The 24,878-nt window shown below is 70.5% G+C and carries 26 protein-coding genes and 1 rRNA gene; 13 read left to right on the top strand and 14 right to left on the bottom strand.

The window, feature by feature from the left end; genetic code table 11:
- The first annotated feature begins 39 nt into the window (after positions 1 to 39).
- Entirely contained in the window at positions 40 to 168 is a 129-nt protein-coding gene (locus BMZ47_RS29210; RefSeq protein WP_280142753.1) for a hypothetical protein, read from the top strand.
- Positions 169 to 171: 3 nt separating this feature from the next.
- Here the strand turns inward: BMZ47_RS29210 and BMZ47_RS28215 are convergent, their stop codons facing one another.
- The gene (locus BMZ47_RS28215) at positions 172 to 1,182 is read right to left on the bottom strand and encodes a hypothetical protein (protein ID WP_139221050.1); all 1,011 of its coding nucleotides are present in this window, start codon (positions 1,180 to 1,182) and stop codon (positions 172 to 174) included.
- 464 nt (positions 1,183 to 1,646) lie between these two features.
- Between BMZ47_RS28215 and BMZ47_RS22870 the strand changes: the two genes are divergently transcribed.
- Positions 1,647 to 2,630 carry a GlxA family transcriptional regulator gene (locus BMZ47_RS22870; protein ID WP_091864405.1) on the top strand — a complete coding sequence of 328 codons (984 nt, stop codon included), beginning with the start codon at positions 1,647 to 1,649 and terminating at the stop codon, positions 2,628 to 2,630.
- Positions 2,631 to 2,636: 6 nt separating this feature from the next.
- Here BMZ47_RS22870 and BMZ47_RS22865 read toward each other — a convergent pair whose 3' ends face one another.
- From BMZ47_RS22865 to mfd, 5 genes are all read right to left on the bottom strand, one after another.
- Positions 2,637 to 2,990 carry an endonuclease domain-containing protein gene (locus BMZ47_RS22865; RefSeq protein ID WP_091864337.1) on the bottom strand — a complete coding sequence of 118 codons (354 nt, stop codon included), beginning with the start codon at positions 2,988 to 2,990 and terminating at the stop codon, positions 2,637 to 2,639.
- A 296-nt stretch (positions 2,991 to 3,286) separates the two neighbouring features.
- Positions 3,287 to 4,336, bottom strand: coding sequence for an HpcH/HpaI aldolase/citrate lyase family protein (locus BMZ47_RS22860; protein ID WP_007559124.1), 1,050 nt, complete (start codon positions 4,334 to 4,336; stop codon positions 3,287 to 3,289).
- 214 nt (positions 4,337 to 4,550) lie between these two features.
- Positions 4,551 to 5,876 (bottom strand): DUF2778 domain-containing protein, encoded by a 1,326-nt coding sequence (locus BMZ47_RS22855; protein ID WP_091864336.1) that lies wholly within the window; start codon positions 5,874 to 5,876, stop codon positions 4,551 to 4,553.
- Positions 5,877 to 6,141: 265 nt separating this feature from the next.
- Positions 6,142 to 7,461, bottom strand: a complete 1,320-nt coding sequence (locus BMZ47_RS22850; RefSeq protein ID WP_091864335.1) for an AmpG family muropeptide MFS transporter — start codon at positions 7,459 to 7,461, stop codon at positions 6,142 to 6,144.
- 232 nt (positions 7,462 to 7,693) lie between these two features.
- On the bottom strand, positions 7,694 to 11,302 hold the full coding sequence (gene mfd / locus BMZ47_RS22845) for a transcription-repair coupling factor (RefSeq protein WP_007559118.1): 3,609 nt from the start codon (positions 11,300 to 11,302) through the stop codon (positions 7,694 to 7,696).
- A 122-nt stretch (positions 11,303 to 11,424) separates the two neighbouring features.
- Between mfd and BMZ47_RS22840 the strand changes: the two genes are divergently transcribed.
- Positions 11,425 to 11,748, top strand: a complete 324-nt coding sequence (locus BMZ47_RS22840) for a hypothetical protein (protein ID WP_091864334.1) — start codon at positions 11,425 to 11,427, stop codon at positions 11,746 to 11,748.
- 134 nt (positions 11,749 to 11,882) lie between these two features.
- Here the strand turns inward: BMZ47_RS22840 and BMZ47_RS22835 are convergent, their stop codons facing one another.
- Both BMZ47_RS22835 and BMZ47_RS22830 read right to left on the bottom strand, forming a co-directional pair.
- On the bottom strand, positions 11,883 to 12,113 hold the full coding sequence (locus BMZ47_RS22835) for a hypothetical protein (RefSeq protein WP_007559116.1): 231 nt from the start codon (positions 12,111 to 12,113) through the stop codon (positions 11,883 to 11,885).
- A gap of 15 nt (positions 12,114 to 12,128) precedes the next feature.
- Positions 12,129 to 12,425 carry an FAD assembly factor SdhE gene (locus tag BMZ47_RS22830; RefSeq protein WP_091864333.1) on the bottom strand — a complete coding sequence of 99 codons (297 nt, stop codon included), beginning with the start codon at positions 12,423 to 12,425 and terminating at the stop codon, positions 12,129 to 12,131.
- 191 nt (positions 12,426 to 12,616) lie between these two features.
- On the opposite strand from BMZ47_RS22830, the gene BMZ47_RS22825 reads away from it, so the two are divergent.
- From BMZ47_RS22825 to BMZ47_RS22815, 3 genes are all read left to right on the top strand, one after another.
- On the top strand, positions 12,617 to 13,594 hold the full coding sequence (locus BMZ47_RS22825) for a quinone oxidoreductase family protein (RefSeq protein WP_091864332.1): 978 nt from the start codon (positions 12,617 to 12,619) through the stop codon (positions 13,592 to 13,594).
- Entirely contained in the window at positions 13,591 to 14,217 is a 627-nt protein-coding gene (gene pncA / locus BMZ47_RS22820; protein WP_091864331.1) for a bifunctional nicotinamidase/pyrazinamidase, read from the top strand. Before BMZ47_RS22825 ends, pncA begins: the two co-directional genes overlap by 4 nt.
- Positions 14,218 to 14,311: 94 nt before the next feature.
- Positions 14,312 to 14,512 (top strand): hypothetical protein, encoded by a 201-nt coding sequence (locus tag BMZ47_RS22815; protein ID WP_007559109.1) that lies wholly within the window; start codon positions 14,312 to 14,314, stop codon positions 14,510 to 14,512.
- Positions 14,513 to 14,552: 40 nt separating this feature from the next.
- On the opposite strand, the gene BMZ47_RS22810 is transcribed toward BMZ47_RS22815, so the two are convergent.
- The 3 genes from BMZ47_RS22810 to rimO all read right to left on the bottom strand — a co-directional run bounded on the left by BMZ47_RS22810 (position 14,553) and on the right by rimO (position 17,751).
- Positions 14,553 to 14,804 (bottom strand): hypothetical protein, encoded by a 252-nt coding sequence (locus BMZ47_RS22810; RefSeq protein WP_091864330.1) that lies wholly within the window; start codon positions 14,802 to 14,804, stop codon positions 14,553 to 14,555.
- Positions 14,805 to 15,049: 245 nt separating this feature from the next.
- Positions 15,050 to 16,132 carry a DNA polymerase IV gene (gene dinB, locus BMZ47_RS22805; RefSeq protein WP_091864329.1) on the bottom strand — a complete coding sequence of 361 codons (1,083 nt, stop codon included), beginning with the start codon at positions 16,130 to 16,132 and terminating at the stop codon, positions 15,050 to 15,052.
- A gap of 266 nt (positions 16,133 to 16,398) precedes the next feature.
- Positions 16,399 to 17,751, bottom strand: coding sequence for a 30S ribosomal protein S12 methylthiotransferase RimO (gene rimO, locus BMZ47_RS22800; RefSeq protein ID WP_091864328.1), 1,353 nt, complete (start codon positions 17,749 to 17,751; stop codon positions 16,399 to 16,401).
- A gap of 379 nt (positions 17,752 to 18,130) precedes the next feature.
- Between rimO and pabB the strand changes: the two genes are divergently transcribed.
- The 6 genes from pabB to BMZ47_RS22770 all read left to right on the top strand — a co-directional run bounded on the left by pabB (position 18,131) and on the right by BMZ47_RS22770 (position 22,495).
- Positions 18,131 to 19,537: an aminodeoxychorismate synthase component I gene (gene pabB, locus BMZ47_RS22795; protein ID WP_244536912.1), complete on the top strand. Its 1,407-nt coding sequence runs from the start codon at positions 18,131 to 18,133 to the stop codon at positions 19,535 to 19,537.
- Complete coding sequence (locus BMZ47_RS22790; protein WP_091864327.1) at positions 19,534 to 20,157, top strand: anthranilate synthase component II; 624 nt, start codon at positions 19,534 to 19,536, stop codon at positions 20,155 to 20,157. The genes pabB and BMZ47_RS22790 overlap by 4 nt, the downstream gene beginning before the upstream one ends.
- Positions 20,144 to 21,007 (top strand): aminotransferase class IV, encoded by an 864-nt coding sequence (locus BMZ47_RS22785; protein WP_091864326.1) that lies wholly within the window; start codon positions 20,144 to 20,146, stop codon positions 21,005 to 21,007. Before BMZ47_RS22790 ends, BMZ47_RS22785 begins: the two co-directional genes overlap by 14 nt.
- Positions 21,004 to 21,414 (top strand): DoxX family protein, encoded by a 411-nt coding sequence (locus BMZ47_RS22780; protein ID WP_007559097.1) that lies wholly within the window; start codon positions 21,004 to 21,006, stop codon positions 21,412 to 21,414. The genes BMZ47_RS22785 and BMZ47_RS22780 overlap by 4 nt, the downstream gene beginning before the upstream one ends.
- A 215-nt stretch (positions 21,415 to 21,629) precedes the next feature.
- Positions 21,630 to 21,824, top strand: a complete 195-nt coding sequence (locus BMZ47_RS22775; protein ID WP_091864325.1) for a hypothetical protein — start codon at positions 21,630 to 21,632, stop codon at positions 21,822 to 21,824.
- 128 nt (positions 21,825 to 21,952) lie between these two features.
- Positions 21,953 to 22,495 (top strand): YciE/YciF ferroxidase family protein, encoded by a 543-nt coding sequence (locus tag BMZ47_RS22770; protein ID WP_091864324.1) that lies wholly within the window; start codon positions 21,953 to 21,955, stop codon positions 22,493 to 22,495.
- Positions 22,496 to 22,600: 105 nt separating this feature from the next.
- Here BMZ47_RS22770 and BMZ47_RS22765 read toward each other — a convergent pair whose 3' ends face one another.
- From BMZ47_RS22765 to BMZ47_RS22755, 3 genes are all read right to left on the bottom strand, one after another.
- On the bottom strand, positions 22,601 to 22,924 hold the full coding sequence (locus tag BMZ47_RS22765) for a hypothetical protein (protein WP_007559091.1): 324 nt from the start codon (positions 22,922 to 22,924) through the stop codon (positions 22,601 to 22,603).
- A gap of 77 nt (positions 22,925 to 23,001) precedes the next feature.
- Complete coding sequence (gene mazG, locus BMZ47_RS22760; RefSeq protein WP_091864323.1) at positions 23,002 to 23,871, bottom strand: nucleoside triphosphate pyrophosphohydrolase; 870 nt, start codon at positions 23,869 to 23,871, stop codon at positions 23,002 to 23,004.
- 62 nt (positions 23,872 to 23,933) lie between these two features.
- A complete protein-coding gene (locus BMZ47_RS22755) occupies positions 23,934 to 24,167 on the bottom strand; it encodes a hypothetical protein (protein ID WP_007559087.1) in 234 nt (77 codons plus the stop codon).
- Between the two features lie 636 nt (positions 24,168 to 24,803).
- Between BMZ47_RS22755 and BMZ47_RS22750 the strand changes: the two genes are divergently transcribed.
- Positions 24,804 to 24,878, top strand: a 16S ribosomal RNA gene (locus BMZ47_RS22750); the annotation flags it as partial.

The raw sequence follows: 24,878 nt of genomic DNA, 5'->3' as shown, positions 1-24,878 counted from the left end.
CTGGACAGGGAGACCTTACCGCGGCACGTTCTGGCCGAGATGCCAAAGACCCCTCGTTTCTCGCCACAGGCGCCGCGTCCCGTGGAGCTGCTGGCCTTCCCGGCGGTGCAGCTCCTCGACGTGGCCGGGCCGCGCCCGCGGACAGCCGGGGCGAACGGCTTGCGCTGATTTCTAAGGCGCGGCGATACTCGTAGGCTTCGTGCCAGTCTCGGTGGCGTTGCGCCTGCCAACGGCGGTGGAGGCTGAGGTGGCGGAAGTGGTCTTGGGAGACAAGATAAACGCCGCATCGCCATGGGCCCAGATGATGTAACTCACTTCCATGCCAGGGCTTTTTTTCTCCAGATCGTGCAGGTAAGCCTGATTGTAATCTGAATTAGACAACCCACCGATCCATTTGTATTTATTATCACGATTATCCAAAGCATAAGTAATGTATTCTGTAGATTTATACTGCAATTCCTGAAATTTTGAAGCTCGTATGATTTGAGCCGTACCGTTCAATAGAGCGTGAGCCGTCTGGTTTGACGGATCGATTGGATCAGTCAGCTCGGGTCCGTACAGAACTTGATTTTTGATATTCCGAAAGAATTCTTTGTCGCTGATTTGATCGTAGGTCTGGCTCCGCTCGTACCAGATCTCGCCGCCCAGGGCTTTTATCTGCACCACGTCTTCCGTCGGTGTCTCGGCCATAGATTTGTAGATTGCCTCATCGCTCGCGCGTAGTTCACGTTCGCGCGCATCTGAATGGATGGCATGTGCGTCCATATCTTTCAGTTGCTGAATGACATCGGGCGAGTTCCACGGCATCAGCGAGCTGTTCAAGGGTTCGGTTGAACGAGCCTTCAGGCTCTTCATCTGCTCGTTCCAATCGTCCAAATACGAAAAGTGCACGGGCGTGCCCTTGTTCATCCACCCAAGCATGCTCGACTGCCCCGGCGTGCCCTTGCTGGAATTCGAGACCACGCCCTGCTGAGCCTGCGGTTCCAGCACTTGGTCCCGCCGGAGTTGGGCGCGCACCTGCAACAGGCCATCGAGCGATTGCGCCGGCAGCTGATAGATCGACCTGGGATCAAGCGACTGACGAAGCGAATCATGCTCCTGCTGCGCGTGCGCCGTTTGCGGCCACACCTCCGTCTTCAGGATGGTCAGGGCCGCCGAGGACGAAGTAACTGCGGAAATCATGTCACGCCTCTATCGAGCTGATCGGTCGTCGCCGCCTGAGTTTGATCAATAAAAGCTAGTTATCTCATGACTTCACTACGAAATCATGGCCATATATTTGTTCATTACCGACTATAACTACAGATCGGACGCGAATCTTGCCGCGGCCAAAAATCTCTCGCGATTAAATGCTCACGAGCAATATTTTGATGTTTTTACATCAAACCCGGCCAATTCGGAGACACTGATAATAAACCGCAAATTTCTGCCTTCTGATCAGAACATAAACATCAACCTAGGTCAACAGAAGACGGCAAGCCCAAGAAGTACCTTGCCAAAGCCCCATCTGCGGATGTTGACTGCCGCCAACATACATCTGCAAATTTACGCGTTTGGGCAGCTCCACTGAATTCATAATCCTCTTTCGGGCCGAAGAGCCCCATGCCGTGGACAAGCGGACCCGGCAGGGCCAAACTCTGGCCGAGATGCCAAAGACCCCTCGTTTCCCGCCACAAGCACCGCGTCCCGTGGAGCTGCTGGCCTTCCCGGCGGTGCAGCTCCTCGACGTGGCCGGGCCGCTTCAGGTCTTCGCCACGGCCAACGACCTGAGCGACGGGCTCGCGCCCTACGCGCCGCGGGTGATCGCGGCCGGCAACGGGGTGCTCACCGCCTCGGCCGGGCTGCGCCTGGTGGCCGACCCTCTGCCGGAGCACGACGCGCCGGTGGACACCCTGATCGTCGCGGGCGGCCCCGGGGTCACGGCGGCTTGCGCCGACCCGGCGCTGGTGGGCTGGGCGCGGGACCGGGCCGGGCAGGCGCGCCGGGTCGCCTCGGTCTGCACCGGGGCCTTCCTGCTCGGGGCCGCCGGGCTTTTGGACGGACGGCGGGCCGTGACCCACTGGAAGCATTGCGGCGCCCTGGCCCGGCGCTACCCGCTGGCCCGGGTCGAGCCCGACCCGATCTTCGTGCAGGACGGCCCGGTCTGGACCTCGGCGGGCGTCACCGCGGGGATCGACCTGGCGCTCGCTTTGGTGGAGGCCGATCTCGGCCGCGACCTCGCCCTGGCGGTGGCGCGCCACCTCGTGATGTTCCTGAAGCGTCCCGGCGGGCAGGCGCAGTTCAGTGCGGCCCTGGCCCTGCAGGCCGCGGAGGACCGCTTCGGGGCGCTCCACGCCTTTATCGCCGACAACCTGGCGGGGGATCTCTCGCTCCCGGTCCTGGCGGAGGCCGCCGGGATGAGCGCGCGCAGCCTCAGCCGGCACTACCGGGCGGCGACCGGCCTCACCCCGGCCAGGGCCGTGGAACGCCTGCGGATCGAGGCGGCGCGGCGGGCGCTGGCCGAGACCGCGCAGCCGGTGAAGCGCATCGCCCGGACCTGCGGCTTCGGCTCCGAGGAGACCCTGCGGCGCAGCTTTTTGCGGCACGTCGCGGCGACGCCGCAGGATTATCGGGCGCGGTTCGGGGGGTGAGGGGCGTCACACCGGATCGTCGGACGGGAGGGCAGCCCAGATAGTCTCGCGCACACCGTCGAGATCCTGGTGGATGTCGGCATTCAGGATGCGCAGCAGGGCAAAACCGCAGGCCTCAATGATCCGCGCGCGTGCCGCGTCGTAGAGACGCTCTCGCTCGGTCGAATGCGTTGCGCCATCGACTTCCACCACGAGCCTCGCCTCGACACAGGCGAAATCGACGATGAAGCGGTCGATCGGATACTGGCGGCGGAACTTCCAGCCGTTGAGCGCACGGTTCCGCAGGACGCGCCAGAGCTTGGCCTCGGCGGTCGTCTGGTTCCGGCGGAGATGGCGGGCACGCGGGATCGACTTGCTCACCGGGTCGTCTCAACGGCACGGCACCGAATCGACCGGATGATACCGCGCTCTCACGCGCGCGGGTGCTCTCGCCTCCATAGACGGATTGGAGGCGCATTCATGTCTGAAAACCGCGAGGCGCCCCCTCTCCCGTGCGGGAGAGGGTTGGGGTGAGGGACCTGCCCTATCCGGAAAGACCTGCCCCCTCACCCTGTCCCTCTCCCGCACGGGAGAGGGGACCCGCGCCTCCTTCTGAACGAGTATCGCCGGGCCGTGCCGACCTTGAATTCCGGATGGCGCGCGTCGCCCCCCGCGCGCTACCCCAGCTGATACACCGCCGCCAGCTCCGGATCCTTCGCGGCAACCAGCTTGGCGAGGTCGACGATGACCTTGGCCTGCTTCCAGGTGGCGTCGTCCTGCATCTTGCCGTCGAGCATCACGGCGCCGGTGCCGTCGGGCATCGCGGCGACGATGCGGGCCGCGAAGGCGACCTCGGCGGGGTCGGGCGCAAAAACCCGCTTGGCGATCGCCACCTGGCTCGGATGCAGCGTCCAGGCGCCGGCGCAGCCCATCAGGAAGGCGTTGCGGAACTGCGCCTCGCAGGCATCGCCGTCGGAGAAGTCGCCGAACGGGCCGTAGAACGCCTTGAGGCCGTTGGCCATGCAGGCATCGACCATCTTGGCGATGGTGTAGTGCCAGAGGTCCTGCTGGGCCGTGGCCCGGGGGGCGTCGCCCGCGGGATCGCTGAGCACCCGGTAATCCGGGTGGCCGCCGCCGACCCGGGTGGTCTTCATGCCGCGCGACGCCGCGAGATCGGCCGGGCCGAGGCTCATGCCGTGCATCCGCGGCGAGGCCGACGCGATGGCGTCGACATTGGCGACACCCTCGGCGGTCTCCAGGATCGCGTGGATCAGGATCGGCTTGGTCACCCCGTGCCGGGCCTCGAGCTGGGCGAGCAGCTGGTCGACATAGTGGATATCCCAGGGCCCCTCGACCTTGGGCACCATCACGACGTCGAGCTTGCTCCCGACCTCGGCCACGATCGTGAACAGGTCGTCCAAGATCCAGGGCGAGTTGAGGGCGTTGATCCGGGTCCAGAGGCCGGTGCCGGTGGCGGCGAAATCGGTCGCCTGCGCCATGGCGACGAAGCCCTTGCGGGCCGCCTCCTTCTGGTCGGCCGGGACCGCATCCTCCAGGTTGCCCAGCACCACGTCGACGGTGCCGGCGAGCTCGGGCACCCGGGCGCGGACCTTGTCGTTGTGGGGCGGGACGAAGTGGATCATCCGCTCCAGCCGCACCGGCAGCTCGCGGAACGGGGCCGGCGCGCCGGTGGCGAGGGGCTGGAAGAAGCGGCGGGGCAGTTTCATCGGGTGCCTCTTGTCAGGGCTGGCGTCTGGCCCCGTTAAGGCAGGCTTGGGCGGGCGCGTAAAGGCGCGGGCCGTGCGGGCAGCCTCGGACTTTCGGGGCAGCCCCGCCTCAACCGAACTCCGCACGTTCCTTTCGGGGCGGCGGCGTTCAGCTTCGCTCAAGCGCCGCGCGGGCGTGCCGATACGCGCTCCGCTCTATCCGGCATACGTCAGATCAACCCCGCCGGCCCGGGCGGTCGACCATGCCGACCCGGCTGCCGAAGAAGTCGCCGCGGCTGCCGGCCACCACCACCAGGCGGCGGACCTCGCCCCGCAGGAACGCCTGCAGGAAGCGGTTGTAGTCGCGGAACGAGACGCAGCCGTTCGAGGCGCCGGGCTGGCGCAGCATGTAGGTGTGGGCGAGCAGGCCGTCGCGGCCGTGGATCGCGCGGCTGCCGCCCACCGGGTTGAGGCGGATCGCCCGGACCCCGTGGAACAAGCGCTCGCGCTCGGTCAGGTCGTAGGTGCCGGGGGGCGTCGAGCCGCGCATGCGCAGGTGGACGTAGCGCGGATCGTCCATGGCCTCGCCGAGGCCGGAATGGGCCTCTAGCACCTCGCCGGAGGGCAGGGTCACGGTGCGGGCGGTGATGTCGTAGACGGCGGTTCCGGCCACGGATTCCGGGGCCGCGCTGATCCGGGTGCGCGGCGCCTCCTGGGGCAGGGCGTCCGGGCTGGCATAGGCCAGCGCCTGGCGCGACTCGGCCCGGGGCGCGGCGGCGCCGACGCCGAACAGCTTCTCGAGGAAGGACGGCTCCTCCGCCATGGCGGCGCGGAACACGTCGCGGGTGCGGGGCAGGGGGCGGGCCGCGACCCGGGGCGCCGGGGTCACGGCCGGGCGCCGCAGCTCGGACGGACGGGCGACCGGCAGCGGGACGAGGCTCGGCGCGAGGGCCGCGGGCGTCGGCTCGGCGGCGGCGACCCGGACCGGCGCGGCCGCCCTGGGCGGCACGGCGGCGGCCTGCACGACAGGGGCTTGGATGATGGGGGCCTGCACGGCGGGAGCCGGGGCCGGCTCGACCGACGCCATCCGGGCCTGGACCACCTTCCGGGCGACCCGCTGGGCGATCTCCCGGACGGCCGGGGACGGCTCGGCCATCGCGACCTGGAAGGATGCGGCCGGGGGCGGCGCCCCGAAGGCCGTGGCGGCGCCGGAGCCAAGCGCCGGGCTCGGATCGAGCATCCAGGCGATGCTCGGACGCGGCGCGGGCCGGGATTCGGGGGCGGGCTGCGCCTCGGCCACCGGGGCGGGCGGGTTCCAGCTGATCGGCAGCCCGTGCGGCAGGGTCAGCACGGTCCAGCCGGCCATGGACAGGGCGGCCAGGGAGATCAGCGCCGTCAGCCGGGCGCGGCGGCGGGCGCGCCGCATGGCGCTCGGGTAGGGAGCCCGGGTCGGCGGCGCGTCGGGCGCCTCGTAGGCCAGACGCGGATAGGGCGCCAGGGCAAAGGCCGGCATCGGGGCCGCGTCGCGGTACGCGGGTCGGGAATACGCAACCTGGGCCATGCGGGAACTCGCGTACGCGCTTCCCCACCCGGCAGCCGTCGCCGTTCGCCCGCGGAGGCTTTTTCCGCGCACGTGGCCTGGGTTGCCCGTCTGGGGAGGACATCAACCGTCCAGCCCATTAGGCATCCCCATGGTTAATCTTGGCTAAAGACCCGACGCGGCGCGGCGGGCCGGCCTGGAACACCCGTCGACGCCGCCGGGAACTCCAGAACAACCGACCGAACACCCGTCGGCGGCCTGCGAAGACTGAGCAGGACCGGCGCGCTCACGCGGCCGGCGCCTCCATGGGTCCGTGCCGCCGGGCGACCAGGAGGCAGAGCAGGGCCACCGGCACGCCGATCAGGGCGGTGCCGACGAAGAACCACGTGAACCCGGTCTGCTCGATGACGAAGCCCGAGAGCCCGGCGAGCAGGCTGCCCGGCAGGGCGCAGAGCGAGGTCAGCAGGGCGTATTGGCTCGCCGCGTGCTCGGTGGCCGCGAGGCGCGACATGTAGGTGATCAGCACGATCGACGCGAAGGCGTAGGCGAAGCCGTCGATCCCGACCGTGACCGCGAAGGTCCAGAACGCCGCCCCGCCATGGCCGCCGTGCCAGGCGAGATAGGCGAGCGCCAGATGCGAGGCCGAGGCCGCCACGGTGCCGATCAGGAGGCTCGCCATCATGCCGATCCGCGGGATGATGGCGCTCGCCAGGAAGGTGCCGCCGAGCGCGATCCAGAAGCCGAACAGCTTGGTCACCGTGGCGATGTCGGTGTTGGTGTAGCCCAGCGTCTTGAACAGCGGGATCGCCATGGTGCTCGACACGTAGCCGGGCATCCGGAAGCCCGCGACCAGCGCGAGCACCGGCACCGCCAGGGGGCCGAGCCGGGCGAGCAGGTCGCGGATCGGCGCCCAGACCGTCTCGACGAAGCCGCCGGGCGGCAGCGGCGCGGCCGGGGGCTCCGGCGCCAGCAGCGCGGCGATCGTGCCGGGGGCGAGCAGCAGAGCCATGCACAGATAGGCGGCGCGCCAGCCATAGGCGTCCGACAGGTAGAGGGCGCCGGCCCCGGCCGCGAGGTTGCCGACCCGGTAGCCGATCTCGGCCCAGGACGACATCAGCGCCTGCCGCTCGGGCGGCGCGACGGTGATGCGCCAGCCGTCGATCACCACGTCCTGGGTCGCCCCCGCCACCCCGAGCGCCAGCGAGAACGCCACCGTCCAGGCGAGCCAATGCGCCGGGTCGCCGAAGGCCACCCCGGCCAGCGCCAGCGCCACCAGGATCTGCGCGGCGACGATCCAGCCCCGCCGCCGCCCGAGCCAGCGCCCGAGCAGGGGCGCGTCGTGCCGGTCGAGGAACGGCGCCCAGAGGAACTTGAGCTTGTACGCGATGGTCAGCTCGCTCATCAGCCCGATCGTCGCCAGCGGCACCTTGGCCTGGACCAGCCAAGCCGATTGCGTCGCGTAGACGAGCAGGAACGGGATGCCCTGCGCGAAGCCTAAGCCCAGCACCGCCACGACCCGGCGGTCGGTGAACAGGGGCGTCAGGAAGGCGTTTTTCTCGGATCCTGCCGCGTCTGACGCGCCGGTGGCCTGCGCCGGGTTTGCCATCTGCGCGTCTCCTGGGCTGTGCCGGGGCACAGAGCCAGAGACGGGCGGACGGTGCAACACGCACGCGACGCTCCCACCCACGCCCTCATCCTGAGGTGCCCGCGTCAGCGGGCCTCGAAGGAGGCTTCCAGGGATCGCAACGACTTCTGGAGGGCTCCTTCGAGGCGTCCGCTGCGCGAACGCGCCTCAGGATGAGGGGGGTGGTTTGGAGGGGCGCTGTCGCCCCCGCCCCTCACGCCGCCTTCTTCACCCGCTCGGCGATCTTGACCAGGCTGCGCAGCACCTCCGTGGCGGTCTTGAGCCGGGCCGGGATCGTGGTCAGCTCGCGCACGAACACGACGCTCATGTCGGGCCGCACCTTGGCGAAGGAGGCCTGCTCGGCGACGAACGCCACCAGCCCCTGCGGGTTGGCGTAGGACTTGTCGCGGAAGTGGACGACCACGCCCTTCGGGCCGGCCTCGACCTTCTCGACATTGGCCTTGAGGCACAGGATCTTGATCGTGCCGATCTTGAGGAGCTGCTCCACCTCCGGCGGCAGCGGCCCGAACCGGTCGATCATCTCGGCCCCGAAACTCTCCATCTCGGCATCGTCCTGGAGGGTGGCGAGCCGCCGGTAGAGGGCCAGCCGCGCGCCGAGATCCTCCACGTAGGTCTCCGGGATGGTCACGGGGGCGCCGAGCGCGATGGTCGGCGACCACGCCTCCTCGGGCACGTCCTCGATGCCGGCCTTGAGCGCCGTGACCGCGTCCTCCAGCATCTGCTGGTAGAGCTCGTAGCCGACCTCCTTGATGTGGCCGGACTGGGCGTCGCCCAGAAGGTTGCCGGCGCCGCGGATGTCGAGGTCGTGGCTGGCGAGCTGGAAGCCCGCGCCCAATGTGTCGAGGCTCTGCAGCACCTTGAGCCGCTGCTCGGCCTGGGTGGTGAGCTGGCGGTTGGCCGGGGTCGTGAACAGCGCGTAGGCGCGCGCCTTCGAGCGGCCGACCCGTCCGCGCAGCTGGTAGAGCTGGGCCAGGCCGAACATGTCGGCCCGGTGCACGATCAGCGTGTTGGCGGTGGGGATGTCGAGGCCCGATTCCACGATGGTGGTCGAGAGCAGCACGTCGAACTTGCCCTCGTAGAAGGCGGTCATCACGTCCTCGAGCTGGCCCGCCGCCATCTGGCCGTGGGCGATCGCGACCTTGATCTCCGGCATCTCGGCGTCGAGGAATTTCTTGACCTCCGCCAGGTCCTCGATGCGCGGCACGACGTAGAACGACTGGCCGCCGCGGTAGCGCTCGCGCAGCAGCGCCTCCCGGATGGTCAGCGGGTCGAACGGCGTCACGAAGGTGCGCACCACCAGCCGGTCCACCGGGGGCGTGGCGATGATCGAGAGCTCGCGCACGCCGGTCATGGCGAGCTGGAGGGTGCGCGGGATCGGGGTCGCCGAGAGCGTCAGGACGTGGACATCCGCCTGGAGCGCCTTCAGCCGCTCCTTGTGGGCGACGCCGAAATGCTGCTCCTCGTCGACGATGATCAGGCCGAGATCCTTGAACGCGATGTTCTTGGCGAGCAGCGCGTGGGTGCCGACCACGATGTCGACGGTGCCGTCGGCGAGCCCGGCCCGGGCCTGCTTCATGTCGGCGGCCGAGACGAACCGGGAGAGCTGGGCGACCTGGACCGGCAGCCCCTTGAAGCGCTCCGCGAAGGTGCGGAAATGCTGGCGGGCGAGCAGGGTGGTCGGCACGATCACCGCCACCTGCTTGCCGGCGATCGCCGCCGCGAAGGCGGCGCGCAGAGCCACCTCGGTCTTGCCGAAGCCGACATCACCGCAGACCAGCCGGTCCATCGGCCGGCCGGCATTGAGGTCGTCCAGCACCGCGTCGATGGCATTGGCCTGGTCCTCGGTCTCCTCGAACGGGAAGCGGGCGGCGAACTCGCCGTAGAGCCCCTCGGGCGCCTTGAGCACCGGGGCCTTCCGGACGAAGCGCTGGGCCGCGACCTTGATCAGTTCGCCCGCCATCTCGAGGATGCGGCGCTTCATCTTGGCCTTGCGGGCCTGCCAGGCGCCGCCGCCGAGCCGGTCGAGGGCGACCTCGGAATCCTCCGAGCCGTAGCGGGTCAGGAGCTCGATATTCTCCACCGGCAGCAGCAGCAGGCCGCCGGTGTAGCTCAGCTCCAGGCAATCGTGCGGGGCGCCGGCGGCGTGGATCGTCTTCAGGCCGGAGAACCGGCCGATGCCATGGTCGGCATGGACCACGAGGTCACCGGGCTGGAGCGCCTGCACCTCCAGGATCACGTCCTGGGGCCGCTTGGCCTTGCGCTTCTGGCGCACCAGCCGGTCGCCCAGGATGTCGCCCTCGGAGACGACGGCGAGCTCGCCCACCGTGAAGCCGGCTTCCAGGCCCCAGACCGCCACGGCGGCGTCCGAGCCGCGCTTGAGCGCGTAGACGTCCGACAGGCGGGTGATCGCCACGGGCTTCTTCAGGCCGTGGTCGGTGAGCACGCCGCAGAGCCGGTCGCGGGAGCCGTCGGACCAGGATCCCAGGATCACGTGATGCCCGGATCCCTGGAGGTCGCGGATATGGGCCACCGCCGCGTCGAACACGCTGGCGCTCTCGTTGGCGCGCTCCGGGGCGAAGCTGCGCCCGGCCTTGGCGCCGCAATCGATGACGGCACGCTCGGGCGAATCCGGCTGGGCGAACGGGGTCAGCCGCGCCACGGTGGCGGCGGCGATCCGCTCCTTCAGCTCGTTCGGGGTCAGGTAGAGGGCGCGGGGCGGCAGCGGCTTGTAGGGGGCGACGCCGGCCTGCGGCGTCTTCATCGCCCCCTCGCGGGCCTGGTAGTAATCCTGCACGAGGCTGATCCGCTCGGCGGCGGCATCCTCGACCTGCGGGTCGAACACCAGCGGCACGCCGCCGAGATAGTCGAACAGGGTGTCGAGGCGATCGTAGAACAGCGGCATCCAGTGCTCGAGGCCGGCATAGCGGCGGCCCTCGCTCACGGTCTCGTAGAGCCGGTCGTCCCGGGTCGCGGCGCCGAAGCTCTGGATGTAGCCCTGGCGGAAGCGCCGGATCGTCTCGGTGGTGAGCTGGACCTCGCTCATCGGCATCAGGTCGAGGGAGCGCAGCTGCCCGGTGGTGCGCTGGGTCTCCGGGTCGAAGGCGCGGATCGATTCGAGGGTGTCGCCGAAGAAGTCGAGGCGGATCGGCGCCGGCAGGCCGGGGGGCGACAGGTCGAGGATGCCGCCGCGCACCGCGTACTCGCCCGTATCCCGCACCGTGCCGGTGCGCATGAAGCCGTTGGCCTCGACCCAGGCGACCACGTCGTCCATCGCCACGACGTTGCCGATCGCGGCCGAGAACGCCTCCTTGGCGATGTGGCCCCGGGGCGGCACCCGCTGCACCAGGGCGTTGACCGTGGTGCACAGGATGCGCGGGCGGTCCTCGGCGGAGCGGGTCCGGGCCAGGCGGGCGAGCGCGGTCATCCGGGCGGCGGCCGTGGCCGTGGTCGGCGAGACCCGGTCGTAGGGCTGGCAGTCCCAGGCCGGCAGGTTCATCACGTCCATCTCGGGCGCGACGAAGCCGAGCGCCGACTGGAACGCCGCCGAGCGCCCGGAATCGCGCGCCACATGCACCAGCACCGCCGGCGCATCGACGGTGGGGGCCAGGGCCCGGGCGAGGTCGGCCACCGCCAGGGCGTCGAACCCCTCCGGGGCGTTCGCCAGGACCGGACTGTCGCCGCGCTTCAGGGCCTCGAGCGCCTGCGCGAGCGCCGAGGACTTCGGCAGCGCGAAGCGCGCGACCTGGGGCTTTGCAGCCGGGGCAGGGGGCTTCGGGGCGGATTTCGGCTGGGGCTTGGCCATCGGGTCTTTCGCGGGGAGTCCCGCCGGGCACAGGGAGGGCTGACGCGGGCCGGCGTTAGCCCATTGAGCCGTCGTGATAAAGCATCCCGACGGCGGCGTTGGGGTGGCTGACGATGTCCTATATGGCGGCGGCGCTCCAGCGGGGAACGTGTCTCCCGGTGCGATTCGGGGAGGCGCGCGCCTGCCGGGGCGCGGCACTTTCACCGCGCCGGACGATCACAGGGGAATCCGCCACGGCGCATGACGACGCGATCCTGTTCACGCGCGGAGCGGATGGAACGTTGCTGCAACGTCATCGCGATGGCGCGTTCCGGCCGGTGGTTACCCGGAGCGACCGCGTCAAGCTCGCGGCCCTGACGGACGAAGAGATCGAGCGCATGGGCGCATCCGACCCGGATCATCCCAGCCTCGACGATGCCTTCTGGGAGCAAGCGACACAGGTTTGAGGCACTGTCGCTCTTGCAGACTGCAACTCGCCCCCTCTCCCGCCAGGAGTCACATCCTGGCCTGTTCAAAGGCAAAAACCTGATTGGACAGCATCCGTTGCAGGCGGCCGGGAAGGGGCGCTGAGCCCCAGCTCCTACGCGTCGGGCCCGACGATCTCCGCCAGCGCGGCCTCGACCCGGCCGCGGAAGAAGTCGGCATTGGGCATGCCCTCGGTCATGGCGGCGGCGCGGCCGGTGGCCTGGCGCAGGATCTCGGCGCGCAGCGCCGGGTCGCTGCGCTCCATCATCTCCAGCATGATGCGGACCACGAGCTCGGTGGCGATCGAGCGGGCGGGATGGTCGTAGGTCGGCTTGGGTTCGTCCATCGCGGGCTTTCGCTCTCAGGAATGAATCGGCGCGTCGTGCCGGTGGAACGCGCGCACGCGGCGCCAGACCGACGTGTCGTAGTTCGACGGCGTCTCGACCTCGCCGGTGAGCCACTTGAACAGGTCGCGGTCGGGCACCTCGATCAGCGCCTCGAACTGGTCGAGCTCCGCCTCCGACAGGGTCCCGATCTCGGCATCGGCGAAGCGGCCCATGATCAGGTCCATCTCCCGGATGCCCCGGTGCCAGGACCGGTACAGGAGGCGGCGGCGGCGCGGATCGAGGTCGGCGCTGGTGCGGGTGGTGCCGGACATTGGTTCGCGACTTCCGGTCGGAGGGTAGGCGGGACCAAGATAGGCGGCGCGGGCCGCCGGATCCAGGATTCGGGTTTCAGATCGGGCCGCAACCGCAGGGCGAACGGCAAAAAGCAATTGCCTCCGGCGGGTGCTCCGTTATCTCGAGTCCGCGACGTCCCGGCGCAACGGGGCTCGAGCGGAGTACGACGATGCCGAAGGCGATCCGGGTCTACGAGTACGGCGGCCCCGAGGTGATGAAGTTCGAGGACGTGCCCCTGGCCGAGCCCGGCCCCGGGCAGATCCGGGTCCGCCAAGCCGCCATCGGCGTCAACTTCATCGACATCTACTTCCGCACCGGCGCCTACAAGTCGCCGCACCTGCCCTACACCCCCGGCAAGGAGGGCGCCGGCACCGTCTCGGCGGTGGGCGAGGGGGTCTCGAACATCAAGCCCGGCGACCGGGTGGCCTACGGCTCGGTGCCGGATGGCTGCTACGCCGAGGAGGCGGTGATCCCGGCCGCCGCCGCGGTGCCGATCCCCGACGGCGTCGACGAGAAGACCGCCGCCGCCATGATGCTCAAGGGCCTGACCGCCGAGTACCTGCTGCACCGGACCTACGCGGTGAAGCCCGGCGACACGATCCTGTGGCACGCCGCCGCCGGCGGCGTCGGCCTGATCGCCTGCCAATGGGCCAAGCATCTCGGCGCCACGGTGATCGGCACCGCCGGCAGCCCCGAGAAGGCGGAGCTGGCCAAGCAGAACGGCTGCGACCACGTCATCCTGTACCGCCAGGAGGACGTCGCCAAGCGGGTGCGCGAGCTGACGGACGGCAAGGGCGTGCCGGTGGTCTATGACGGCGTCGGCCAGGCGACCCTGATGGGCTCGCTCGACAGCCTCGCGCCGCTCGGCCTGCTGGCGAGCTTCGGCTCGGCCTCCGGGCCGATCACCGGGCTCGATCTCGGCCTGCTCGCCCCGCGCGGCTCGCTCTACGTGACCCGGCCGACGCTGGCGACCTTCTCGTCCAACCGCGCCACCCTGGAGGAGGCGGCCGCCCGCCTGTTCAAGGTGGTCGGCGACGGCGCCGTGAAGATCGCCGTCAACGCGACCTACCCGCTCGCCGAGGCGCAGCAGGTGCACCGGGACCTGGCCGGCCGGGAGACCACCGGCTCGATCGTGATGCTGCCGTGACACCCGGCGCTGCCGACCTGCTCCTCGTCATCGACGTGCAGGTCGATTTCCTGCCGGGCGGGGCCCTCCCCGTCCCGGACGGGGACGCGGTGGTCGGGCCGGTCAACGCGCTCCAGCACCGTTTCCGGCACGTGGCGCTGATGCAGGACTGGCATCCGGCCGACCATGTCTCCTTCGCGGACACCCATCCCGGGCGGGCCCCGTTCGAGACGGTGGCACTGCCCTACGGCCCGCAGGTGCTGTGGCCCCGGCACTGCGTCCAGGGCAGCCCAGGGGCGGGTTTCGCGCCGGGGCTGGCCACCGACCGGGCGAGCCTGGTGGTCCGCAAGGGCCTGGACCCGCGCGTCGACAGCTACTCGGCGTTTCTCGAGGCCGACCGCACCACCCGCACCGGGCTGGCCGGCGCGCTCACCGAGCGCGGCATCTCCCGCGTCGTCCTGTGCGGCCTCGCCACCGATTTCTGCGTGCTCTGGAGCGCGCTCGATGCCCGCGCGGCGGGTTTCGACGTCTGGGTGGTGGCGGATGCGGTGCGCGGGATCGACCTCGACGGGTCGGTCGAAGCGGCCTGGGCCCGAATGACGGCGGCCGGCGTGCGCCGGATCGGCTCGAACGCGATCGCCTGAACGCCCCCGGGAGGCGAACCGCCGCATGCGCGGCGGGCGACCGCCCGGAGCCCGACGCGTTGGCCCGGCTCCGGAACCCGACAGGAGTCAGGCCATGTCATCCAAGCACCCGAAGACCGAGACCCCGACCGACGCCGACCTCAAGGGCAATCCCGGCATCGGCACGTCCAAGGGCATGAGCGGCGCCGACCCGGAAGACCTGGAGGCGGATTCGACCTTCGAGGGCGACGTCGAGAACGAGACCAAGCCGGACGGCGGCATCGACCCGAACCATCGCCCGCGCAAGAACGCCTGATCCAGGAAGCCCGGGCCCGCCTGGCCCGGGCCGCTTCGCGTCAGCGGGCGCGGGCCGGCGCCCTCGACCGCTGCGGCGCGGTGATCGCATCGGTGGGGGTAGTCCCGTCGCTGAGGAAGCCGTAGCCCGGGCTGCCCGACGAAACGTAGAGCTGCGGAGGGCTCGCAGTGTAGCCCCGCAGGAGGGCGGCGTTGGCGGCCCCGAACGACGCGGTGTTGTCGGCGCGGGCGGCGCCCGCCGGCACGCCCAGCAGCAGAGCGGCCGCCAGGGCCAGGGAGAAGGGCTTCGACATGGGGCGGATCCTTTGATGTGGGCGCGGTTCGGGCGATCCCCGACAGCACGGGATGACCCCCATCTGTGGTTGCCGAGCCGCAGCCGACGTGTGGCACCGCACAATGGACGCGGCAGCGCACCATGGTGCGCCTGCGACGGATCGGAGCATCATTCCGAAAGGTGGTGTCCGGCCCTCGGGAAAAAGGAGGATGCGACACCGGGAACCCGGCGCATCGGTCCGGTTCCGGCGGCCCGGACGCGCCCCTAGAGTCCCAGCCCGAGCTGCAGCGGCTCTTCTTTCTCCCCCTGCTCGAAGCCCGAGAGCGCGATCCCGATCAGCCGGGCGCTGCGCCTGAGGGGAAACAGGCCGGCGAGCAGGTCCAGGCCGATCCGCTCGAGGGCGGCCCGGTCGGCCACCGGGGCGGAGAGCGACTTCGCCCGGGTGACCTGCGCGAAATCCGAGAATTTGAGCTTCAGGGTCACGGTCCGGGCCCGCATCCCCTTGGCATCCGCCCCGGCCCAGACCTTGTCGAACAGGGGCGCGAGCCGCGCCGCCAGGACGTCGAAAGCGGCCGTATCCTCCGAGAAGGTGGTCTCCGCCCCGATCGACTTGCGCACCCGGTGGGCGCGCACCGGCCGCATGTCGAGCCCGCGGGCGACCGCGTGGTAATAGGCCCCGGCCGACCCGAAGGCCTCGCGCAGCCGGTCCGGATCCCAGGCGCGCAGATCGGCCCCGGTCTCGATGCCGAGCCGCTTCATCTTCGCCTCGGTGACCGGCCCGACCCCGTGGAACCGGCCGATCGGCAGGGCGGCGACGAAATCCGGCCCCATGGACGGGGTGATGACGAACAGGGCGTCGGGCTTGCGGTAGTCGGAGGCGACCTTGGCCAGGAACTTGTTGTACGAGACCCCGGCGGAGGCGACGAGGCCGGTGCGCTCCAGGATCTCCGCCCGGATCGCCTTGGCGACGGCCGTCGCCGTGGGAAGGCCCAAGAGATTCTCGGTGACATCGAGATAGGCCTCGTCCAGGGCCACGGGCTCGATCACCGGCGTGTGCCGGGCGAACACCGCCCGGATCTCCTCCGAGACCGCCCGGTAGACCTCGAAGCGCGGCTTCACGAACAGCAGGTCCGGGCAGAGCCGCCGGGCGGTGGCCGACGGCATGGCCGAGCGCACGCCGAACCGGCGCGCCTCGTAGCTCGCGGCCATCACCACGCCCCGCTCCCGGGAGCCGCCCACGGCGAGCGGCAGCCCGCGCAGGGCGGGATCGTCGCGCTGCTCCACGGAGGCGTAGAACGCGTCCATGTCGATATGGATGATCTTGCGGAGGGCGACCTCCGGATCCATCGCCGCCTCGGGGTCCGGCTCGAGTTCTTGATCTGTTCCGAAAGAGCGCGGCGGGGCGGCGGGGTCAAGGCGGGTCGCGCGCACCTCAACAGGGATATCCGCCTCACCCCCTCATCCCGAGGTGCCGCGTCAGCGGCCTCGAAGGAGGCTTCCAGGGATCGCGCGGCCGGCTGGAGCCTCCTTCGAGGCCTCCGCTGCGCTGCGGCCCCTCAGGATGAGGGGGTGGGTCGGAGGCTCGTCCGATCCCGCGCGGGCGGCGGGCCGCCTCAGGTCACGCTGCCGTAGAGGTCGTAGGCGTCGGCCCGGTCGATCTTCACGGTGACGATGTCGCCGGGGCGCACCGGGCGCCGGAAGGCGGCGTGGACGGTGCCGTCGATCTCGGGGGCGTCGGCCTTCGACCGGCCCTTGGCGATCCCGCCCTCGACGGAATCGACGATCATGGCCAGCCGCTTGCCGACCTTGGCCCGCTGGAGCCGGAGTGAGATCGCGTTCTGCGTCTCCATGAACCGGCGCTTGCGCTCGGCCTTCAGCTCCGGCGGCACGAGGTCGCCCAGCGCGTTGGCGGTGGCGCCGGCCACCGGCTCGTATTCGAAGCAGCCGACGCGATCGAGCTTGGCCTCCTGCAGCCAGGCCAGCAGCTCCTCGAACTCGGCCTCGGTCTCGCCCGGGAAACCGACGATGAAGGTCGAGCGGATGGCGAGGTCCGGGCAGGTCTGCCGCCAGCTGCGGATCCGGTCGAGCTGGCGCTCCTGGTTGCCGGGCCGGCGCATCCGCTTGAGCACGGAGGGGCTGGCGTGCTGGAGCGGCATATCGAGATAGGGAAGGACCTTGCCCTCGGCCATCAGCGGGATGACCTCGTCCACGTGCGGGTAGGGGTAGACGTAGTGCAGCCGCACCCAGGCCCCGAGCTCGCCGAGCTCCTTGGTCAGGTCGTAGAACTTCGCCCGCACGCTCCGGTCGCGCCACGGGCTCTCACTGTAGCGGACATCGACCCCGTAGGCGCTGGTATCCTGCGAGACGACCAGGAGCTCCTTCACGCCGGCTCTGACCAGTTTTTCCGCCTCGCGCAGCACGTCGCCGGCCGGGCGGCTGACGAGGTTCCCGCGCAGGGACGGGATGATGCAGAAGCTGCAGCGGTTGCTGCAGCCTTCCGAGATCTTCAGGTAGGCGTAGTGGCGCGGGGTGAGCTTGATCCCCTGCGGCGGCACCAGATCGAGGAACGGGTCGTGGGCCGGGGGCACCGCCTCGTGGACCGCCGCCAGCACGGATTCGTAGGCCTGGGGCCCGGTGACCGCGAGCAGGTCCGGATACTTCTCGCGGATCTCCTCGGGCTGCGCGCCCATGCAGCCAGTGACGATCACCCGGCCGTTCTCGGCCATGGCCTCGCCGATCGCCGAGAGCGATTCCGCCTTGGCCGAATCCAGGAACCCGCAGGTGTTGACGATCACCACGTCCGCCCCGTCGTGGCGGCGGGCCAGCTCGTAGCCCTCGGCGCGCAGATGCGTGAGGATCCGCTCGGAATCGACCAGGGCCTTGGGGCAGCCCAGCGAGACGAACGAGATTTTGGGGGCGGCCCCGGGGGTAGCCCCCTGAGGTGCGGGCGTGGCGGTTGCGGTCATGGTCGCATTCGGAAGACGGGTCGGACGCCACCCTCGCGTGCAGCCGGTGGATCGGGTCGCACGGAGCGCGCGGATCGGCGTTCGGGATCGCGCCCTATAGCGGTTCTAACGCGCTCGCGCGAGACCGGCCGCCGCAGGGGTGCCCGGCCCGGTGCGGGAGGCTGGCACCGCCATCGAAACTTGGCTGTTTGCAGGGCTTTGCCGGCGGCTCCTGAGATCCCACATCAAGTCCTGCCGGCCTTCTCCCACGCCCGGGACGGGTCCCGACCGCCCTCGACGGGCGCGGCCTTGCGCGGAACTGCCGCTTTCCCCGCGGCATCGCCTGTGCAACGGCAGCGCGCGGGGCGCGTGCCCTCAGGACATGAGCCCGAACCCGGTCATGTGGACCCAAGCGATCTGGACCCAAGAGATCTGGACCCGAGAGATCCCCGTCATCGATCCCGTCGCGGCGGCCGCCCGGTTGCGGTCCCTGCCGGATCTGGCCTTCCTCGACAGCGCCATGCGGCACGACGCGCTCGGCCGGCACTCGATCGTGGCCGCCGACCCGTTCGCGCGCTTCCGGTTTCGCGACGGGCGCGCGACCTTGGACGGGCGCCCGGTCCCGGGCGGGCCGTTCGCGGCTTTGCGGGCCTGCCTGGCGCCCTACCGGGTCGAGCCCGATCCAAAAAACCCGTTCCCGGGGGGCGCCATCGGCTATCTCGCCTACGATCTCGGGGCGCAGCTCGAGCGGGTCGCGGCCCCTGCCCGGCGGGCGGGGCTCACCGACGACATCGCCGTCAATCTCTACGACACGGTGCTGGTGATCGACCACGCCGCCGGCACCGCCCGGCTCGTTGCCACCGGCTTCCCCGAGACCGAGCCGGCGGCCCGGCAGGCGCGGGCCGAGGCGCGGCTCGCCGCCTTCGCCGACCGGCTCGGCACCGAGATCCCGCCGGAAGAAGCGCCGCCGAGGGCCGCAAAAGACCTCGTGTGGCGCTCGAACTTCGACCGGCAAACCTATGAACAGGCTGTCGAAAAGGTCCGCGCCTATATCCGGGCCGGCGACATCTACCAGGCGAACATCGCCCAGCGCTTCAGCGCCGACCTGCCGGAGGGTTTCGACCCGTTCGCGCTCTACCGGCGCCTGCGCGCCACCAATCCGGCGACCTTCGGAGCCTATCTGGAACTCGAAGGGCTGACCGTCGCGTCCTCCTCGCCCGAGCGTTTCATCCGGCTCGACGGCCGGCACGTCGAGACCCGGCCGATCAAGGGCACCGCCCGCCGGCTCGACGATCCGGAGGCCGACCGGGCGGCGGCCGAGGCGCTCCTGGCCTCGGTCAAGGAGCGGGCCGAGAACGTCATGATCGTCGACCTCTTGCGCAACGACCTGTCCCGGGTCTGCGCGCCCGGCAGCGTCGCCGTTCCCACCCTGTGCGGGCTCGAGACCTACGCCAACGTCCACCACCTCGTCTCGGTGGTGACCGGGACGCTGCGCGACGGGCTCGACGCCCTCGACCTCCTGGAGGGCACCTTCCCCGGGGGCTCGATCACCGGGGCCCCGAAGATCCGCGCCATGGACATCATCACCGAGATCGAGGGCGATGCACGGGAACTCTATTGCGGCGCCATCGGGCGGATCGGCTTCGACGGCGCGCTCGACACCTCGATCGCGATCCGCACCGTGTTCATGGATGACAGCCAGGCCGTCCTGCAGGCCGGCGGCGGCGTGACCCTGCTGTCGGAGCCCGGCCCGGAATACGACGAGACCCTGGCCAAGGCCGCCCGGGTGTTCGAGGCCTTCGCATGATCCTCGTCCTCGACAATTACGATTCCTTCGTCTTCAACGTCGTCCGCTACCTGGAGGAGCTGGGCGAGACGGTCCGGGTCGTGCGCAGCGACGCGCTCGACGTCGCCGGCATCCGGGCGCTCGCCCCCGACGCCCTGGTGGTGTCGCCGGGCCCCTGCACCCCCGCGGAGGCCGGCATCTCCCTGCCGGCGATCCGCGACCTGTCCGGCGAGGTGCCGATCCTCGGCGTCTGCCTCGGCCACCAGGCGATTGGCGCGGCCTTCGGCGGCACGGTCGCGCGGGCGCAGCGCCCGCTGCACGGTCAGGCGACCCCGATCGAGCACCGGGGCGAGCGGCTGTTTTCCGGACTTCCGGCGCCGATGCCGGTGGGCCGCTACCACTCGCTGGTGGTCACCCCCGGCCCCGACATGGACAAGCACCTCTCGATCGACGCGGTCTCGCAGGAAGGCGAGGTGATGGCGCTCTCGCACCGGACCCAACCGACCTACGGCATCCAGTTCCACCCGGAATCGGTGCTGACCGAGGGCGGCCACGCCCTGTTCGCCAACTTTTTGGGCCTCGCCCGCGCCTGGCGCGACGAGCACAGCCATCAGGACGGGCGCGACGATGCTGTGGCGTGACGGGACGATCGTCCCTGGAACACGGGCGCCCCTGGACCACACCGATCGCGGCCTGACCCTGGGCGACGGCCTGTTCGACACGGCGCTGGCGCTGGGCGGCCGGGTGGCCTTCGAGGACGCCCATATCGCCCGGCTCTTCGCCGGGGCGGAGACCCTCGGGATCCCCGCCGAGGCGGACAGAATCCGCGCCGCCATGCGGGCGCTCGCCGGACAGGGCAGGGGGGACGCCGACCGGCTGGCGATCCGCACCACCCTCACCCGGGGCTCCGGTCCGCGCGGGCTGAAGCCCCCGGCGGATCCGCATCCGACCCTGTTCGCCACCGCGGCGCCGAGCGCCAGGGGCGCGGCCTTCGCGCCCCTGCGGCTGTGGCCGACCGGGATCGCCCGCAACGACACCTCGCCCGCCGCCCGGCTGAAGACGCTCGGCTATCTCGACGCGGTGCTGGCCGCCGGGGAGGCCGCCGCCTCGGGCTTCGACGAATCCCTGTTCTGCAACACGAGAGGCCGCGTCGCCTGCGCGGGCACCGGCAATGTCTTCGCGCTGTTCGGTGACCGGCTGGTCACGCCGCCGCTCGCCGACGGCGTGCTCGCCGGGATCGTGCGCGCGGAGGTGCTGGGGCTCGCCGGGGCGTGCGGCTTGCGCGCGGAGGAGGAATCCCTGTCCCTGCCCGAGTTCCTCGGCGCGGAGGCGGTGTTCCTCACGAACTCCCTGCGGCTCCTCGCCCCCGTGACGGCGATCGGCGCCACCGCCTTCGCCAGCCCGAACCACCCGGCCGTGGCCCGGCTGAGTGCGGCGCTGCGAAGCGCAATCGCCCGCGCCTGCGGGGTCGCGGAAGACCGGGTCGGATGACCGGGCCGACATCCGAGACCTGGCGCCGCCGGCTGCGCTACGCCCTGGCCCTCATCTATGCCGGCATCGGGATCGTCCACCTCGTGGCCGCGGACGCGATGCTGCCGCTGATGCCGGATTGGGTGCCGGCGCCGCGCTTGGTGATCCTGGCCACCGGCCTGTGCGAGATCGCCGGGGCGATCGGGCTCCTGACCCGGTCGCTGCGCCGGGCGGCCGCGATCGGGCTCGCCCTCTACGCGGTCTGCGTCTACCCGGCCAACCTCAAGCACGCCTTCGACGCCGTCCATGTCGACGGCATCCCGGATTCCTGGTGGTACCACGGCCCAAGGCTGGCGTTTCAGCCGGTCTTCGTCTGGGCGGCGCTCTGGGCCGGCGGCGTGATCGACTGGCCGGTCCGCCGCCGCTGAGGCGACAGCCTATCGAGCGCGCCGGCGAGCCGGCATTCGCGCGGCCCCGGACGGGACGGCGGCCGCGCCGGCCAGCAATGCCTGAGAAACCGTGATCACAGGATCCCGGGATCTCTGGCTCACGGCAGGCTTTGATCCTGGGATCGCCGCGGATAGACTGTGGCGCGGTCGCCGCACGCGCTGGAACATCGCGTCGCCCGGCCCCGATACGGGCGATGGACATGACGAAGCGCCGCGCGGCCGGCCGCACGACACCGATCGCCGACACGCTGCCGGAGCAGGCCGAGGTCGAGCGCGCCATCGAAGCCGTCCTCGACCGCCTGCGGCCCAAGCCGGCGGCTGCGCCCGCATCGCGGGCACCGAAGGTCGAGGGCCCGCGGGGATCGGGCCCGGGCCGGAAGGGCGACTGAGCGGTCCCGGCCGGCCCGAAAGGTTCCTCCACAGGGCGAAGATTTCGCCCGGACCCGTCGGGCCCGACCGGCGTTCCCCGTCCGGAAGCCGCGTTCCCGAACGCGGCCCGTATCGGAGATAGACCGCCATGGCCAAGCCGAAGACGCTGCACGACGCCTTCTACGAGACCCTGAAGGACGTCTATTATGCCGAGAAGCAATCCGTGAAGGCGCTCAAGAAGTCCGCCAAGGCGGCCGAGCACCCGGAGCTGCGCCAGGCCTTCGAGACCCATGCCGAGGAGAGCGCCCAGCAGGTCGAGCGCCTGACCCAGGTGTTCGAGATCATCGGCAAGCCCGCCCGCGCCAAAACTTGCGAGGCGATGCAGGGCATCACCTCGGAGATGGAGGAGGATCTGGAGGATTTCGCCGACAGCCCGGCCGCCGACGCGGTGCTGGCCGCCTGCGCCCAGGCGGTGGAGCATTACGAGATCGCCCGCTACGGCACCCTGAAGACCTGGGCCCGCCAGCTCGGCCACGAGGAGGCCGCCAAGCTCCTCGACGAGACCCTGCAGGAAGAGAAGAAGACCGACGCGCTGCTGTCCAAGATCGCCGAGACGATCAACGCCGAGGGCACCCCGGCGGACGACGATGCCGAGGCCCCGAAGGGCAAGGCCCCCAAGAAGGCGGCCTGAGTACGGCCGCGGCGGAGGAGGGCCCCCGCTCCTCCGCCTTCCTGGAGATCCGGGATCCCGAAGGGCTCAGTCCTTTGGCGGGGTCCGGGGCGGAGCCCCGAGATCCTACTTCGCCGCCTCGATGGCGCTGAGCGGCGTCCAGTAGCAGCGATCCTGCCCGCTCGTGAGGGCGAGGCACCCGTAGGTCATCGTCCGGGTCTCGAGCCGGACCTGCTCGCCGGGCTTCCACGTCCGGCACTCGCCGCTGGCCAGGCTGCCGTTCAGGAGCTGGCCGAAGCCCGATTCATCGCCGGCCATGACCAGCTTGAACAGGCGGTCGGTGACCTCCTGGGTGTGGCAGCCGAACCGTTCCTTGACGATCGTCTCGGCTCGGACGGGGAGGGCGAGGGTCGCGGCGAGGACGGCGAGGGCGGGCAGGAGGATGCGCATGGCCGAAGGATAAGCGCGACGCGCCACCTGTCGACCCCTCACGTCCGGGCGTGCCATGCGGGCGAAAGCCGCGCCCGCTACGCCGTCTCGTCCCGCTTCGCCGCCTGCCAGGCCGCCTCCATGGCGGCGAGATCCGAGCGCCCGAGCGCACCGCCCGCGGCCTTCAGATGCGCGGCCATGGCGGCGAAGCGGCGCTCGAACTTGGCGGTGCCGTCGCGCAGGGCGGTCTCGGGATCGATCCCGGCATGCCGGGCGAGGTTGGCCACCGAGAACAGCAGGTCGCCGATCTCTTCCGACAGGGCCTGCGGGTCGCCGGCCGCCAGGGCCTCGGCGACCTCGTCGGTCTCCTCCCGGACCTTGTCGATCACCTGGGCGGCGTTGCCCCAGTCGAACCCGTAGGCCGCCGCCCGGCGGGAGATCTTCTCCGCCCGGGCCAGAGCCGGCAGGGCGCGGGCGACGCCGCCCAGCGGATCCGGTTCGGCGGCACCGGGATCCCGGGCCGCCCGCTCCTGCGCCTTGATCGCCGCCCATTGCGCCTCGACCTGCGCCGGGTCGCGCAGGGTCGAGCCCGCGGGGAGGGGGGTCCCGTCCGGCTCGAACACGTGCGGGTGGCGGCGGACCAGCTTGTCACCGATCGCCCGGGCGACGTCGTCGAACCCGAAGGCGCCCTCCTCCTCGGCCATGCGGGCGTGGAACACCACCTGGAGGAGAAGGTCGCCGAGCTCGTCGCGCAGATCGTCCCGGTCGCCCCGCGCCACCGCGTCCGCGACCTCGTAGGCCTCCTCGATCGTGTAGGGCACGATGGTCGCGAAGGTCTGCCGGACGTCCCAGGCGCAGCCGCGCTCGGGATCGCGCAGATCGGCCATCAGGCGCAGGAGCCTGCGCAGGGAGGCCGGCTCGCCGGCGGCCAGGGGCTCGAACCGGCTTGAATCGGGTGCGTCGCTCATGCCCGCCGGGTTAGAGCAGGATGTGGGACAAGGGAATCCGGTGGACCCGACTAGATCTCGGGTCAGACCCGGGCGTCGCGCTCGCGCACCCGCTCGGCCTGCAGCTCGCTGAGATAGCCGGTCAGACGACCGGTGACGCCGGGATCGGCGCATTGGACCCAGAGCGGCGCCGGCAATGCCCGCACGGGCAGGCGCTGCAAGAAGGCTTCGGCCGAGAGGGCCGCCTCCCGTTCCGAGGTGGCGGCCAGGAGCCGCGCCCCCGCCTGCGTGCCGATCAGGATCGCAATCGTGGCCATGGGCGCCCTCACATCGAGATACCAACGACGCGACCGGCCTTCGCGTTGCCTCGGCCGGAGCGGGCGCTCATGTATCCGCGCCTCCGGGAAGGGCAGGGCGGCCGCTCTCGCGTCCACAATGGGCAGGTCCCCTGGCTCCGGTCTTGCGGAATCGGAGGACCGACCCTACCTCTGCGATCGCTGCCGACGCTGCGCATGGCGGGTCGGTGATCTCCTCGAGCCGAATCGCGAGCCATCCGCCCGGTGCAAGCCGGAGCCGTCTTCGCAATGCCGGCAAAAGGGTTGTTGACACGGGAATGCGGGGCGTCCTATACGGCGCCTCCCGACGCGGTGCCGAAGCAACGGCGAGCCGGTTGGACGGACTTTCTGAAGATCTCAGTAGGACTTGACCGGGGCAGCCCGGTGGTTTACTGGTCTCTTCAAGGTACTGGCGAAGGTCAGTTCCGCTCTTTGACAAGTGAATACGAGAAAGAGAAGCGTGGACGGCGCTCGTCCTTGCGGGCCCGGCGTGAGCCGGGTCGTCAAGAGGATGCGAGCTGTCATACGCTTTTTGGAAGCTCACACGGTTCGGGTGGAAACGCCCGGATCAATGTGAGCCTTCGTCAAGATGTAGTGATCAGCTTTGATCAATCTCTTCAACGTGAGAGTTTGATCCTGGCTCAGAGCGAACGCTGGCGGCAGGCTTAACACATGCAAGTCGAGCGGGCACTT

This window comes from Methylobacterium brachiatum (assembly GCF_900113845.1).
GTDB lineage: Bacteria > Pseudomonadota > Alphaproteobacteria > Rhizobiales > Beijerinckiaceae > Methylobacterium > Methylobacterium brachiatum.
Note: the sequence above shows the minus strand (reverse complement) of the source record. Positions and strands in the feature narration are given on the sequence as shown.

Bases quoted from the DNA above. Each gene is read 5' to 3' on its own strand.
- BMZ47_RS29210 (WP_280142753.1), top strand. From the start codon at position 40: ATGCCAAAGACCCCTCGTTTCTCGCCACAGGCGCCGCGTCCCGTGGAG.
- BMZ47_RS28215 (WP_139221050.1), bottom strand. From the start codon at position 1,182: ATGATTTCCGCAGTTACTTCGTCCTCGGCGGCCCTGACCATCCTGAAG.
- BMZ47_RS22870 (WP_091864405.1), top strand. From the start codon at position 1,647: ATGCCAAAGACCCCTCGTTTCCCGCCACAAGCACCGCGTCCCGTGGAG.
- BMZ47_RS22860 (WP_007559124.1), bottom strand. From the start codon at position 4,336: ATGAAACTGCCCCGCCGCTTCTTCCAGCCCCTCGCCACCGGCGCGCCG.
- BMZ47_RS22855 (WP_091864336.1), bottom strand. From the start codon at position 5,876: ATGGCCCAGGTTGCGTATTCCCGACCCGCGTACCGCGACGCGGCCCCG.
- BMZ47_RS22850 (WP_091864335.1), bottom strand. From the start codon at position 7,461: ATGGCAAACCCGGCGCAGGCCACCGGCGCGTCAGACGCGGCAGGATCC.
- mfd (WP_007559118.1), bottom strand. From the start codon at position 11,302: ATGGCCAAGCCCCAGCCGAAATCCGCCCCGAAGCCCCCTGCCCCGGCT.
- BMZ47_RS22840 (WP_091864334.1), top strand. From the start codon at position 11,425: ATGGCGGCGGCGCTCCAGCGGGGAACGTGTCTCCCGGTGCGATTCGGG.
- BMZ47_RS22835 (WP_007559116.1), bottom strand. From the start codon at position 12,113: ATGGACGAACCCAAGCCGACCTACGACCATCCCGCCCGCTCGATCGCC.
- BMZ47_RS22830 (WP_091864333.1), bottom strand. From the start codon at position 12,425: ATGTCCGGCACCACCCGCACCAGCGCCGACCTCGATCCGCGCCGCCGC.
- BMZ47_RS22825 (WP_091864332.1), top strand. From the start codon at position 12,617: ATGCCGAAGGCGATCCGGGTCTACGAGTACGGCGGCCCCGAGGTGATG.
- BMZ47_RS22815 (WP_007559109.1), top strand. From the start codon at position 14,312: ATGTCATCCAAGCACCCGAAGACCGAGACCCCGACCGACGCCGACCTC.
- BMZ47_RS22810 (WP_091864330.1), bottom strand. From the start codon at position 14,804: ATGTCGAAGCCCTTCTCCCTGGCCCTGGCGGCCGCTCTGCTGCTGGGC.
- dinB (WP_091864329.1), bottom strand. From the start codon at position 16,132: ATGGATCCGGAGGTCGCCCTCCGCAAGATCATCCATATCGACATGGAC.
- rimO (WP_091864328.1), bottom strand. From the start codon at position 17,751: ATGACCGCAACCGCCACGCCCGCACCTCAGGGGGCTACCCCCGGGGCC.
- pabB (WP_244536912.1), top strand. From the start codon at position 18,131: ATGTGGACCCAAGCGATCTGGACCCAAGAGATCTGGACCCGAGAGATC.
- BMZ47_RS22790 (WP_091864327.1), top strand. From the start codon at position 19,534: ATGATCCTCGTCCTCGACAATTACGATTCCTTCGTCTTCAACGTCGTC.
- BMZ47_RS22785 (WP_091864326.1), top strand. From the start codon at position 20,144: ATGCTGTGGCGTGACGGGACGATCGTCCCTGGAACACGGGCGCCCCTG.
- BMZ47_RS22780 (WP_007559097.1), top strand. From the start codon at position 21,004: ATGACCGGGCCGACATCCGAGACCTGGCGCCGCCGGCTGCGCTACGCC.
- BMZ47_RS22775 (WP_091864325.1), top strand. From the start codon at position 21,630: ATGGACATGACGAAGCGCCGCGCGGCCGGCCGCACGACACCGATCGCC.
- BMZ47_RS22770 (WP_091864324.1), top strand. From the start codon at position 21,953: ATGGCCAAGCCGAAGACGCTGCACGACGCCTTCTACGAGACCCTGAAG.
- BMZ47_RS22765 (WP_007559091.1), bottom strand. From the start codon at position 22,924: ATGCGCATCCTCCTGCCCGCCCTCGCCGTCCTCGCCGCGACCCTCGCC.
- mazG (WP_091864323.1), bottom strand. From the start codon at position 23,871: ATGAGCGACGCACCCGATTCAAGCCGGTTCGAGCCCCTGGCCGCCGGC.
- BMZ47_RS22755 (WP_007559087.1), bottom strand. From the start codon at position 24,167: ATGGCCACGATTGCGATCCTGATCGGCACGCAGGCGGGGGCGCGGCTC.